This window comes from Micromonospora matsumotoense, assembly GCF_050951065.1.
Classification (GTDB): Bacteria; Actinomycetota; Actinomycetes; order Mycobacteriales; family Micromonosporaceae; genus Micromonospora; species Micromonospora matsumotoensis.
The window spans coordinates 5,315,334-5,328,312 of record NZ_CP192025.1; the positions used below are offsets into that span (position 1 = coordinate 5,315,334).

General features: G+C 72.8%; 10 protein-coding genes. 5 read left to right on the top strand and 5 right to left on the bottom strand.

Annotation, left to right across the window (positions count from 1 at the left end; translation table 11 throughout):
• Positions 1-118: 118 nt before the first annotated feature.
• From ACQP1S_RS22410 to ACQP1S_RS22420, 3 genes are all read right to left on the bottom strand, one after another.
• Positions 119-976: a hypothetical protein gene (locus ACQP1S_RS22410; RefSeq protein WP_432898791.1), complete on the bottom strand. Its 858-nt coding sequence runs from the start codon at positions 974-976 to the stop codon at positions 119-121.
• 191 nt (positions 977-1,167) lie between these two features.
• On the bottom strand, positions 1,168-2,829 hold the full coding sequence (locus tag ACQP1S_RS22415; protein WP_432898794.1) for a CocE/NonD family hydrolase: 1,662 nt from the start codon (positions 2,827-2,829) through the stop codon (positions 1,168-1,170).
• A gap of 5 nt (positions 2,830-2,834) precedes the next feature.
• A complete protein-coding gene (locus tag ACQP1S_RS22420; protein ID WP_432908218.1) occupies positions 2,835-3,350 on the bottom strand; it encodes a MarR family winged helix-turn-helix transcriptional regulator in 516 nt (171 codons plus the stop codon).
• A gap of 145 nt (positions 3,351-3,495) precedes the next feature.
• Between ACQP1S_RS22420 and ACQP1S_RS22425 the strand changes: the two genes are divergently transcribed.
• The 3 genes from ACQP1S_RS22425 to ACQP1S_RS22435 all read left to right on the top strand — a co-directional run bounded on the left by ACQP1S_RS22425 (position 3,496) and on the right by ACQP1S_RS22435 (position 8,928).
• Positions 3,496-5,631: an MMPL family transporter gene (locus tag ACQP1S_RS22425; RefSeq protein ID WP_432898797.1), complete on the top strand. Its 2,136-nt coding sequence runs from the start codon at positions 3,496-3,498 to the stop codon at positions 5,629-5,631.
• 408 nt (positions 5,632-6,039) lie between these two features.
• Positions 6,040-7,908, top strand: coding sequence for a translational GTPase TypA (typA, locus tag ACQP1S_RS22430; RefSeq protein ID WP_432898800.1), 1,869 nt, complete (start codon positions 6,040-6,042; stop codon positions 7,906-7,908).
• Between the two features lie 162 nt (positions 7,909-8,070).
• A complete protein-coding gene (locus ACQP1S_RS22435; protein WP_091237357.1) occupies positions 8,071-8,928 on the top strand; it encodes a serine hydrolase in 858 nt (285 codons plus the stop codon).
• 67 nt (positions 8,929-8,995) lie between these two features.
• Here the strand turns inward: ACQP1S_RS22435 and ACQP1S_RS22440 are convergent, their stop codons facing one another.
• Entirely contained in the window at positions 8,996-9,793 is a 798-nt protein-coding gene (locus ACQP1S_RS22440) for a tyrosine-protein phosphatase (RefSeq protein ID WP_091237358.1), read from the bottom strand.
• A gap of 43 nt (positions 9,794-9,836) precedes the next feature.
• Here ACQP1S_RS22440 and ACQP1S_RS22445 point away from each other — a divergent pair, with 43 nt between their 5' ends.
• The gene (locus ACQP1S_RS22445; protein WP_432898805.1) at positions 9,837-10,934 is read left to right on the top strand and encodes a mandelate racemase/muconate lactonizing enzyme family protein; all 1,098 of its coding nucleotides are present in this window, start codon (positions 9,837-9,839) and stop codon (positions 10,932-10,934) included.
• 28 nt (positions 10,935-10,962) lie between these two features.
• Complete coding sequence (locus ACQP1S_RS22450; RefSeq protein WP_432898808.1) at positions 10,963-11,904, top strand: NlpC/P60 family protein; 942 nt, start codon at positions 10,963-10,965, stop codon at positions 11,902-11,904.
• Between the two features lie 53 nt (positions 11,905-11,957).
• Here the strand turns inward: ACQP1S_RS22450 and ACQP1S_RS22455 are convergent, their stop codons facing one another.
• Complete coding sequence (locus ACQP1S_RS22455; protein WP_432908221.1) at positions 11,958-12,956, bottom strand: TerC family protein; 999 nt, start codon at positions 12,954-12,956, stop codon at positions 11,958-11,960.
• Positions 12,957-12,979 lie beyond the last annotated feature (23 nt).

A 12,979-nucleotide genomic window follows, 5' to 3' on the forward strand; every position in this document is an offset into this window, starting at 1 on the left:
CCGAGATCAGCTTTACGGTGGCCCCGTGGGGTAACGCCCCGCCCAGGCCCGCGCCGGACAACCGTGGGCGCCCCTTCCGCAGGAGGCGTGGCGGAAGGGGTGCCCACGGGGTCGGTGGTCAGGCGACCAGGCGCTTGGCCAGTTCGTCGGCGACCTGCTTGGCGATGGTGGGCGGGATGGCGGCGGCGATCTTCTCCGGGGTGAGCCCGGTCAGGACGCCGGCCATGATCACCTGTTCGTCCGGGAAGTCCTTGTCGGCCAGGGTGGTCAGCGCGGTCTGCAGCGAGGTCAACTGTGCGCCGAGCGACTTCAGGCTCGGGTGCGGGACGACGAGGTCGGGGTTGGTGTGGTCCTCACCCATCGCCATCCGGGTGTAGATCTGCCCCACCGGGTTCCGGCCGTCCAGGACGGTCAGGTTCTTGTGGACGGTCTCCAGCCAGGCGTGCTCTTCGGGGGTCATGTCGGTGCCTTCCAGTAGTCCGAGGCCGGTCAGGTAGCGCCGGAACAGCGGGGTCTGGTCCCGTCCGGCCTTGGTCGAGTCGCGGAAGAAGCTGAAGTGGGTGTGCCACAGGTGCGAGTCGTCGCCGGAGCTGCGCTTGCCGAGCCGGTCCCAGCGCCGCACGACCTTGCCGTCCGGGGAATAGATGATCTCCCGCAGGTCGCGACTGTCCGCCGTGTTCGCCCGGCACTGGGCGACACACCACTCGGAGAACGTCCGCAGGTTGTGGGTGACGCCGCCGGACCGGACGCTGAACGTGCCCACGTCCAACCCTGAGGCATAGAGGGTGAGGCCGGCGGAGTCCCGGGGCGACTCGACCACCGAGTAGTCGTTGGCGACCACCCGGTCCGAGCCGGTGTGGTAGCCGCCCCGGTGGGCCGGATCGCCGACGATCCCCACCGCGGCAGGGTCGAGGCTCTCGATGGTGTCGAGCAGGAGCCGGCGGACCGCCAGCAGATTGGCCGGAGCCGTCGTCATGACGTCCCCTTTCCGCAGCCGGAACCGGGGTGCCGGCTGCTTCAACACCATGCCAGGGGTCGGGAAAGGGGTGACTCCTGGTAAGCAGTGCCCGCCGGTGAGAGCGGACCCGACCACTGATGCACGTCATCGAGCGTTGCGAAAAACGATATCCGCAGGGGGCAAGAAAGCCCAGCTCAGATGGCTTGTCTTCAGATAGGCGCAAGCTGGGAGGTGGCGGGGACCACCGGCAGCACCAACCGCGACGGATGCGCTGGATCATGCAGGATCTGCCGGAGCCCTGCGCGGAGCGTGATCGCCGCACCAAGCGGTTCCCCGGTGCCGGGGTTGCGGGCGTACCGGGGGTGGGCGCCGCCGGCGACCTGCACCCGCAGCCGGTGCCCGACGGCGAAGCGGTGCGCCACCGGCCACAGTGCCACCGGCACCCGGGTCACCCCGTCCCGGTCGACCGGGAACCGGCCGGGAGCGATCCGGACCAGGCCGTCGCAGACGTTCCAGGACCGGCCGCGCCGGTCCACGTCGCAGAGCCGCACGAAGACGTCCAGGTACGACAGTTCGCTGCGGACGAAGATCTCGGCGTGGACCGGGCCGACCACCTCGACCGGGGCGGCCAGCACCGCGCCGGTGTAGACCAGCACGTCCGGCCGGGCCTCGACGGTACGGTTGTCGACCCTGCCGGCGCGCTGGGCGACCAGCAGCGGGCCACCGAGCGACGGGGTGGGGTCGGCGGGGTCGTACCGGATGGTGTCCGGGGTCGACGGCGCCGGCGGCTGCGGGGCGAGCCGGCCCCCGGCGTGCAGGTGCCACGGGGTCCCGGTCGCCGGTGGCGGCCAGTCGGGGAGGTCGCGCCAACCGCCGCCGTCCCCGCCGACGTGCACCCGCACCGGGGCGCGCGACGGCGCGGGCCGGCCGTGCAGGTGGGCGTCGAGCCAGCCCAGTCCCTCCCGCAGCGACTCCGCCAGCAACCCGGGGCTGCCGTGCGTCCACGGGCCGACGGTGAGCTGGGTGGGCACGCCCGCCGCCCGCAGCGCGGCGTGGTCGGCGAGTTGGGCGGGGAGGAAGATGTCCTGCCAGCCGCTGATCATCGCCACCGGGGCACGCACCTCGGCGATCCGCGCGCCGAAGACCCGGGTCCGCCAGTAGTCGGCGTCCGGGGTGTGGTGACGCAGCCACTCCTGGAAGAACGGCACGGTCACCCCGGTCGCCACCCGGTCGGCCTCGGCCAGCGGCAGGTGGGCCAGGGCGGCGGCCAGCCGGGGCTGCCCGCGCTTGAGCTCCCACTGCCGGGACAGCCACGGCACGGTCTGCGCCTGGAGCAGCTCGGCCCAGGTCAGCACGGTGTCCAGGGCGAAGGACTCCCCCGCGTACGTGGAGTCGCGGGTGGCCGAGGCGGTGACCACCGCGACCATCGCGGCCAGCTCCTCCCCCGCGTCGGCGGCCAGCGCCCACTGGACGAAGCCCTGGTAGCTGGCCCCGAACATGCCGAACCGGCCGGTGTACCAGGGTTGCCGACGCAGCCAGTCGACGGTGTCCAGGCCGTCGTCGCGCTCGTGCGCCAGCGGGTCGAACAGCCCGTCGGAGCCGTCGGTGCCCCGACATGCCTGGATCACCAGGTGGAGGCCGCGACCGGCGATCAGCCGGCCGAGCAGCCGCATCGGCCCGCCCCGCCCGTACGGCGTGCGGATCAGCACGGTCGGCGCACCGGGCAGTCGGGGGGCGTAGTGGTCGGTGCGCAGCCGCGCCCCGTCGCGGGCCCGGACCACGAGGCCGCGGGTGACGTCGACCCGGTGGGTGGGCGCGGCCGGCAGCCGCAGCGCGGCGGCGGCGAGTCGGGCGAGCGACCGGTCCAGCACGGCGGTCAGTCCGCCGGGCGACGGGGCGGCTCGGCGCGGGCGGCCCGGATGGCGTCGCGGTGCTCCCGCATCGAGGCGACCGTGGTGGCCATGAACCGGTGCACGACCGCCAGCTCGTCGTCGGTGAACCGGGCCATCACCTCGTCGGTACGCCGCCCGAGCGGGCCGAAGAAGCTCATCGCCAGGGCGGCCCCCTGGTCGGCGTAGTGCAGGAACACCTTGCGCCGGTCGGCGGTGTCCCGGTCCCGGCGGATGTGTCCGGCGCGTTCCAGCCGGTCGATCAGTGCGGTCACCGACCCGGAGGAGAGGTTCAGCTGTTCGCCGAGCCGGCCGGGGGTGATCGGGTCGCCGACCAGTTCGGCGTCCATCACGGCGATCAGGGCGTGCAGGTCGGTCGGGTTGAGCCCGTGCATGCCGGCGAAGGCGTGCCCGATGTGCTGCGCGTCCACCGAGTATCGCCGCAGGTCGTTGGTGATGTCGGCCACCATCCGCCCGCGCGGATCGTCCCGCCGCCGATACATCTCGTGCGCTGCCACGCCCGCCGTCGCCCCCTGTCGATGCCCCCGGTTGCAGCATAGAGCAGCTGCCGATAATCTCGTCCATCAAGATACTCGAAGAACGTGCTATCTCTCCGTCCGGCGTCACCACAGACCAAGAGGGCATCCGATGTCTCTGTTCACCCGCGTCGCCCGCAGCCGGCTCGCCGCCTGGCTCACCGTGGTCGCCGCGATCGTCGTCGGCGCGATCGTCTTCGGGCTCCCCACGCCCGACAACCCCGCCCCCGTCTCCACCACCGGCCTGTCCGTGCAGTGGCAGTCGACCCGGGTGGAGCGCCTCCAGGAACAGTTGCCGGCCAGGGACGTCCAGCCGGCGATCGTCGTGGTCAGCCGGGACGACGGCGCGGCGCTGACCGACGCCGACCGGGCCGCCGTCACCGACCGCGCAGGCGCGCTGGGCCGGCTCGCCGTCGGCGGTCAGGTCAGCCCACCCCAGGTCTCCCCGGACGGCACCGTCGCGCTGCTCGCCGTCCCGCTGGACACCGCCGGCGGCCAGCAGGCCGTCGCCGACGAGGTCGCCCAGGTACGCGATGCCCTCACCGGCCTGCCCGACGGGATCACCGTCGCGGTCACCGGCGCACCCGCCTTCACCGCCGACCTGACCAAGGTCTTCGAGGGCGCCGACATCACCCTGCTCGCGGTCACCGCCGGCGTGGTCGCCCTGCTGCTGCTGATCACCTACCGCAGCCCGTTCCTGTGGATCGTGCCGCTGATCGTGGTCGCCGCCACCGAACAGCTCACCCTGCGGGCCGTGGACACCATCGTCCCGGCCGTCGGCATCAACCTCCAGGAGGGCGCGGTCACCGGCATCGCCAGCGTGCTGGTCTTCGGCGCCGCCACCGACTACGCCCTGCTGCTCATCGCCCGCTACCGGGAGGAGCTGCGCCGCGACGAGGACCGGTTCGCCGCCATGCGCGCCGCCGTACGCCGCACCGCCGAACCGATCCTGGCCAGTGGCGGCACCGTCGTGCTCGGCGTACTCACGCTGCTGTTGTCGGAGCAGGAAACCAACCGGGCGCTCGCGGTGGCCTGCGCCACCGGAGTGGTGTTCGCCATGCTCTCGGCGCTGTTCGTGCTGCCCGCCGTGCTGGTCATCTTCGGGCGGGGGCTGTTCTGGCCGTTCGTGCCCAAGGTCGGCGGCCCGGTCCGGGAGGGCAAGCTGTGGGGCCGGCTCGGCGCGGCCGTGATCCGCCGCCCGGTGCCGGTCGCCGCGCTCGCCACCCTGCTGCTCGCCGGCCTCGCCCTCGGTGGGCTGGGCGTGCGCACCGGCCTGTCCGAAACCGAACAGTTCCGGGTCAAGCCGGAGGCGGTCGCCGGAGCCGAGACACTGGCCCGCGCCTTCCCCGCCGGCACCACCCAGCCGGTGGCCGTGCTCACCAACCCGGCCGCCGCACCGGCGGTCACCCGGGTCGCCGCAGGGGTGCCCGGGGTCGCCTCCGCCCGGCCCGGCGCGGTCGGCGACGCCGTCGCCCAGGTCGACGTGGTGCTCACCGACGAACCGGGCACCCCGGCGTCCGACCGGGCCGTCGCGGCACTGCGTGACGCCGTCGCCGCCGTACCCGACTCCGCGCCACCGGCCGTCGAGGGCGCCGGCCCAGCCGACGGGGCGCTCGTCGGGGGCACCGTCGCCGCCACGTACGACTCCGACGAGGCCAACACCCGCGACCTGTGGCTGATCCTGCCGATCATCCTGGTGCTCGTCCTCGCCGTGCTGGTGGTGCTGCTGCGTGGCCTGCTCGCCCCGCTGCTGCTGGTGCTCACCGTGATCGCGTCCTTCTTCGCCAGCCTGGGTGCGGCGTGGCTGCTCTTCGACCACGTGCTGGGCTTCCCCGCGCTGGACAGCGGGGTACTGCTGCTGGCCTTCGTGTTCCTCGTCGCGCTCGGGGTGGACTACAACATCTTCCTGGTCACCCGGGCCCGGGAGGATGCCCGCCAAGCCGGCACCCGGGACGGGATGCTCTCCGCCCTGCGGGTCACCGGCGGGGTGATCACCAGCGCGGGCATCCTGCTCGCCGCGGTCTTCGCCGTCCTCGGCGTGCTGCCGCTGATCCTGCTGACCCAGATCGGGATCATCGTGTGCCTCGGCGTGCTGCTCGACACGCTGCTGGTGCGCACCGTGCTGGTGCCGGCTCTGGCATTCGTGCTCGGTGACCGGTTCTGGTGGCCGGGACGGATCCACCGGGACGCCGGCGGCGTCGACGAGGTGCCCGCCACCCCGACGCCGGCCCCCGCCGCCCGGTACTGAACCCGACCCGCCGCCGGACACCGCACCGGCCCGCCCATCCGGCCGGGGTGACCACCCGAGAGGGTGGTCACCCCGGCCGGATGCCCGTCGGCGGATGTGTCGCCGGTCACGGCCGGCCCGCTCAGCGGGAGCAGTGCCGAGACGGGCCTTCGCGGACCCGCGTACGCTAGGAGACCGACCAGCAGGGTCGAGACTCCCCCGGCACCGACAGACCGAAGATCACTGTGGCCTCGTCCGCCGTGCTCGTCGCGACCAGGTGCCCGCCGCCCCACCGGGCCGGCGGGACGCCGGTGGGCTCGGCAGACCCGCAGCTGGCATGGCCGGAACAGCAGTTCCGGCAGAGATCCGGGCGGTGACGGGGTGACCCCGACACCTGCCCCGGCAACCGTAGACAGGAGTATGGAGGGTATGCAGCTTCGCACCGACCTCCGCAATGTCGCCATCATCGCCCACGTCGACCACGGCAAAACGACCCTGGTCGACGCCATGTTGCGGCAGGCCGGCGCCTACGGGGCCCGTGGTGAGAACACCGAGCGCGTCATGGACTCGATGGATCTCGAACGGGAAAAGGGCATCACCATCCTGGCCAAGAACACCGGCGTGCGCTACCTGCCGGCGGACGGCTCCGACCCGGTCACCATCAACATCATCGACACCCCCGGCCACGCCGACTTCGGCGGCGAGGTGGAACGCGGCCTGACCATGGTCGACGGGGTGGTGCTGCTGGTCGACGCCAGCGAGGGCCCGCTGCCGCAGACCCGCTTCGTGCTGCGCAAGGCGCTCAAGGCCCGGATGCCGATCATTCTCGTGATCAACAAGGTGGACCGCCCCGACGCCCGGATCAAGGAGGTCGTGGACGACACCTACGAGCTCTTCCTCGACCTCGACGCCGACGAGGAGCAGATCGACTTCCCGATCGTCTACGCCTGCGCCCGCGACGGCATCGCCTCGCTGACCCAGCCCGCCGACGGCACGGTGCCGGGCGACAGCACCAGCCTGGAACCGCTGTTCCGGACCCTGCTCGGCACCATCCCGCCGCCCTCCTACGACGAGGGCGCGCCGTTGCAGGCGCACGTCACCAACCTCGACGCCTCGCCGTTCCTGGGCCGGCTGGCGCTGTGCCGGGTGCGGCAGGGCACCATCGCCAAGGGCCAGACGGTGGCCTGGTGCCGCACCGACGGCAACACCCAACGGGTCCGCATCTCCGAGATGCTGATGACCGAGGGCATGGAGCGTAAGCCGGCCGACTCGGCCGGCCCCGGTGACATCATCGCCGTCGCCGGCATCCCGGAGATCATGATCGGCGAGACCCTGGCCGACGCCGAGAACCCGATCCCGCTGCCGCTGATCACCGTGGACGAGCCGGCCATCTCGATGACCATCGGCACCAACACCTCGCCGCTGGTCGGCCGGGTCAAGGGCGCCAAGGTCACCGCCCGGATGGTCAAGGACCGGCTCGACAAGGAGCTGGTCGGCAACGTGTCGCTGCGGATCCTGCCGACCGAGCGGCCGGACGCCTGGGAGGTGCAGGGCCGCGGCGAGCTGGCCCTGGCGATCCTGGTCGAGCAGATGCGCCGCGAGTCCTACGAGCTGACCGTCGGCAAGCCGCAGGTGGTCACCAAGGAGATCGACGGCAAGGTCTGCGAGCCGGTGGAGCGGCTGACCATCGACGCGCCGGAGGAGTACCTGGGCGCGATCACCCAGCTCCTGGCCACCCGCAAGGGTCGGATGGAACAGCTGGTCAACCACGGCACCGGCTGGATCCGGATGGAGTGGCTGGTGCCGGCGCGCGGCCTGATCGGCTTCCGCACCGAGTTCCTCACCGACACCCGGGGCACCGGCATCCTGCACCACGTCTTCGAGTCGTACGAGCCGTGGTTCGGTGAGCTGCGTACCCGCAACAACGGGTCGCTGGTGGCCGACCGGACCGGCGTGGTCACCCCGTTCGCGATGATCAACCTGCAGGAGCGCGGCCAGCTCTTCGTCGAGCCGACCACCGAGGTGTACGAGGGCATGATCGTCGGGGAGAACTCCCGCTCCGACGACATGGACGTCAACATCACCAAGGAGAAGAAGCTCACCAACATGCGGGCCTCGACCTCCGACGAGACCGAGAAGCTGATCCCGCCGCGCAAGCTCTCCCTCGAGCAGGCGCTGGAGTTCTGCCGCGAGGACGAGTGCGTCGAGGTGACCCCGGTCGCCGTCCGGATCCGCAAGGTGGTGCTGGACCAGACCCAGCGGGGCCGGATGGCCGCCCGCCGCAAGCACGCCGGCTGACCCACCCCGCACCACCCCGCACCACCCGGAGCCCCGGTCCGCCGCACGCGGACCGGGGCTCCCGCCCGTCCCACCCCGGCCACAGCCCACGAGCAGGACAGGGGTGGGGGCCGACGCGGTCCCGGCCTCCGGGTGGGCCGGCGGTCCGCTAGCGTCACCGGCATGACCTGGGATGACCTCGACGCCCGGCTGGACCGGGTGCCCGGCACCGTCTCGGCGTACGTGGGCCGGCTCGACGCCCCGGCCAGCTGGACGCGTACCCCCGACGCCACCCACTACGCGGCCAGCACCATGAAGGTCGCGGTGCTGGTGGCGCTGTACCGGGCCGCCGAGGCCGGCACCCTCGCCCTGGACGCGCCGGTGCCGGTGGTCAACGAGTTCGACTCGGCCCGGCCGGACGCGCCCCGGTTCTCCTGCGCCCGGCACTACGACAACGACGACGCGGTCTGGGAGCGGCTCGGCGGGCAGGCCACCCCGCGTTGGCTGGCCGACCGGATGATCACCCGGTCCAGCAACTTCGCCACCAACCTGCTCATCGACCGGGTCGGGCTGCCCGCCGTGGCCGAAGCGTGGCGGCTCGCCGGGGCCCGGCACAGCGTCACCGGCCGGGGCATCGAGGACGCCGCCGCCCGGGAGGCGGGCATCACCAACCTGGTCACCCCCGCCGACCTGGCGGCGCTGCTCGGCGGGCTGGCTGCCGGTGTCGAGCACCCCGGCCCCCTGGCCTCCCCGGCGGCCTGCGCCGCCATGCTGGACGTGCTGCTGGCCCAGCGGCACCGGGAGGATCTCGCCGCCGGGCTGCCCGACGGCACCCGGATCGCCCACAAGAACGGCTGGGTACGCGGGGTGCGGCACGGTGCCGGGGTGGTCCTGCCCGACGACGCCCCGGCGTACGTGATCGCCGTCTGCACCACCACCGACCTGGCCGCCGCGCCCGACGACGACCTCGACGACGCCTGCCGACTGGTCGCGGAGATCTCGGCGACGGCCTGGGCGGCCCGGCACGACCTGGCCGGCTGACCGGCCACCGACCGACCCCGGCCCCACCTGCCGGCGACCGACCCCGGTCCACCGCCGGGCCGCACCGTCAGTCCAACAGGTGCGTCCGTAGGGCGGCACGGACCTCGGGGGTCACCCCCAGGCCGTCGACCAGGTACGCGTCGAACGACCCGTGCACCCGGCGCACCTCGTCGTACGCCGCGTCCAGATACTCGGGGCGGACCCCCAGCACCGCCTGCGCCGTCTCCGGGTCCAGCTCCGGCCGTCGGCGCAGCATCGCCGCCGACGCCGCCGCCCGCAGCTCCACCGTCAGGTCGTTGTGCCGCAGGTAGTCGGCCCGCACCGTCTCCTCGTCGACGCCGAGGGCGGTGAGCAGCACCACCGCCAGCCACCCGGTGCGGTCCTTGCCGGCCGAGCAGTGGAACAGCAACGGCAGGTGGGCCGGGTCGGCCGCCAACCGGACCGCGCGGGCGAAGCCCTCCCGGGCCGCCGCGCCGCGGACGAACCAGCGGTAGACCTCCGCCATCGCCGCCGCCGCGCCCCGCCGGGCCTGCTCCTCGTAGCCGGTGAGGTCATGGCCGTGCAGCACCGCCGAGAGGTAGCTGAACCCGGGGTGCGCCGGGTCGAGCACCGGCAGCCGGACCAGGAACGGGTCACCGACCAGCCGGTTCGGCGGGGCGAGCACGGTCTCGGAGTCGTCGCGCAGGTCCACGACGCAGGCCGGGGCGAGCCGGCCCAGCACCGTCAGGTCTGCCTCGGTCAACCGACCCAGCGCCGCGGTCCGGATCAGCCGGCCGACGCGTACCCGCCGCCCCTCCGTGGTGGGTAGTCCGCCCAGGTCACGGGCGTTCGGTGCGCCCACCAGCTCCCAGTCCCGCACGCTCATCGATCTCCCTCTCCGGCGACATGGTGCGTATAGGGTGCCGCACATGACGATCGCCGCGGTACGCACCCACCGGCTGTCCGCGCCCCTGCACACCCCGTTCGTCACCGCGCTGCGCCGGACCACCACGGTGGAGACCCTGGTGGTGGAGGTGACCGACGACGACGGGCGGTCCGGTTACGGGGAGGCGCCACAGGTGTGGCAGGTCACCGGGGCGTCGGTGGCCGGCGCGGAGGCGTGCGTACGCACCGTGCTCGGCCCGGCGGTGGTGGGGCGGGACGCCGATGACGTGCTGGCCCGCTGCGCCGAGATGGCGGCGACGGTGGCCGGCAACGAGGCGGCCCGGTCCGCGCTGGACGTGGCCCTGCACGACCTGGCGGCGCGGCGGCTCGGCGTACCACTGGTCCGGTTGCTCGGCGGCACGGCGCTGCGGGTACCGACGGACGTCACGCTGGCCGCCGGGGACGGCGCGGAGCTGGCGACGGCCGCCCGGCAGCGGCAGGTCGAGGGCTTCGACGTGCTGAAGCTGAAGGTCGGCACGGACGCGGCGGGCGATCTGGACCGGGTCCGCGCGGTCCGGGCGGCCGTCGGCCCGCAGGTGCGGATCCGGCTGGACGCCAACCAGGGATGGACGCCGCGCGAGGCGGTCCGGGTGATCCGGGGCGTCGAGGACGCCGGGCTCGACGTGGAGCTGGTCGAGCAGCCGGTCGCCCGGTGGGACTTGGACGGCATGGCCTGGGTCGGCGACCGGGTGAGCGTGCCGATCCTGGCCGACGAGGCGGTGTTCGGGGTACGGGACCTGGTCGAGGTGATCCGGCGGCGGGCCGCCGACCTGGTCAACGTCAAGCTCGCCAAGTGCGGCGGGCTGAGGCCCGCGCGGACCCTGCTGGAGCTGGCCCGGGCGCACGGGATGGGCACCCTCGTCGGGTCCATGATGGAGAGTGAGGTCGGCGTCGGCGCGGCGGCCAGCCTGGCCGCCGCGTACCGGACCAGCGCGGTGTCCGACCTGGACGCCGCCTGGTGGCTGGCCCGGTCACCGGTGCGCGGGGGGCTGCGGTACGAGGGCGCCACGGTGGTGCTGCCGGACGCCCCGGGGCTCGGCATCACCTCGGTGACCGAAACAAAAGTTCAACGTCAAGGTTGATGATCGCAGTTTTCTTTCCTATCGTCCGATGAGGGCACCGACACGTGAGCCGGAGGTCGACGTGGAGTTGGAGCCGGGTCGCGAGGCCCTCGTACGAGTGGCCGTCGCCACCCTGTGGACCGACCCCGGCGCGACCCGGCCGGTCGACCGGCCGGCCCTGGCGGTACCGTCCGACACCGACGGCTGGATCACCGGGATGGACGCCACCCAACGGGTCGGCGACTGCGTGCTCAGCCAACTACTGCTCGGCGAACGGGTCTTGGTGACCGCGCTGCACCCCGACGGCTGGGCCGAGGTGGTCGCGGTGGAACAGGCCGCCCCCCGACGCGACCCGCGCGGCTATCCCGGTTGGCTGCCCGCCGCGCAACTCGCCCCGGCCACCCCGCACGGGGACCCGCCCGACCCACTGGTCGTCGATGCCGTCAGCACCGGCCTGCGCGCCACCCCGGACGGTCCGGTGACCCTGTCCGGGGTGGTCCTCGGCACCCGGCTCCGGCCCGTGGGCCCCGCCGTCGACGGGTGGCGACCGGTCCGGGTGCCCGGTCGACCCGATCCACTGTGGGTGCCCGAGGCCGACGTCACCGACCTGCCCGCCGGCGCACCGACGGCCGACGACGTGCTCGCCGTGGCCGCCCGGCTACGGGACGTCGCGTACGTCTGGGGTGGGCTATCCGGGCACGGGATCGACTGTTCCGGCCTGGTGCACCTGGTCTGGCGGCGATTCGGCGTGACACTACCCCGCGACGCGGACGACCAGGCGGCGGCCACCACTCCGGTGCCGACCGGCGAGGAACGCCCCGGCGACCTCTACTTCTTTGCCCGACCCGGGCGGGGAGTCCACCACGTCGGCCTGGTGACCGCCGGCAGCGGGCCACGGATGCTGCACGCCTGCTACCGGCAGCGGCGGGTGCTGGCGGAGCCACTGGCGCCCGACCGGGTCGCCACCCTGGTCGGCGCGCACCGGGTCTGACCGGGGAATGGGCGTCACCGGCAGTGCGGTGACGCCCATCGTGGCCACTACGGTCAGCGGTGGGCCTCCACCAGCTCGCGGCGGCGGTCCCGGGACGACTTGACCAGGCTGGCCACCGTCGCCACGGCGAGGCAGCCGAGGATGACGGTCAACGACAGCCAGATCGGGATGTGCGGCGCCCAGCCGATCGGCTCACCGTCGTTGAGGAACGGCAGGTTGTTGTCGGCCAACGCCTCCAGCACCAGCTTGACGCCGATGAAGCCGAGCACCACCGCCAGGCCGTAACTCAGGTAGATCAGCCGGTCGAGCAGCCCACCGACCAGGAAGTAGAGCTGCCGCAGGCCCATCAACGCGAAGACGTTCGCGGTGAAGACCAGATAGGGCTCCTGGGTGATCCCGAAGATCGCCGGAATCGAGTCCAGCGCGAAGATCAGGTCGGTGGTGCCGATCGCGATCATCACCACCAGCATCGGGGTGAACAGCCGCCGGCCGGCCTGGTGGGTGGTGAGCTTCGCGCCGTCGTAGTCCCGCGAGATCGGCAGTGCCTTGCGGCTCCACCGGATCAGCAGGTTCTCCTTGAACTCGTCCTCCTCCGGCTCACCCTGGCGGGCCAGGTTGATCGCCGTGTAGATCAGGAACGCGCCGAAGATGTAGAACACCCAGGAGAACTGGGCGAGCAGCGCCGCTCCGGCGGCGATGAAGCCGCCCCGCATGACCAGTGCCAGCACGATGCCGACGAGCAGCACCTTCTGCTGATATTTCCGGGGCACCCCGAACCGGGCCATGATGATCACGAAGACGAAGAGGTTGTCCACCGAGAGGCTGTACTCGGTGAGCCAACCGGTGTAGAACTGGCCGGCCACATTGCCGCCCGCGGTGACCCACAGCCCGACCCCGAAGAGCAGCGCCAGGCCGACGTAGAAGCTGACCCAGAGGCTCGACTCGCGGACACTCGGCTCGTGCGGCCGGCGACCGATGATGAAGAGGTCGACGAGGAGCACAGCCGTCAGTGCGACGAGGGTTCCCGCCCACACCATTCCGGACACGTTCAAATCCATCCTCCGACAGACACGCG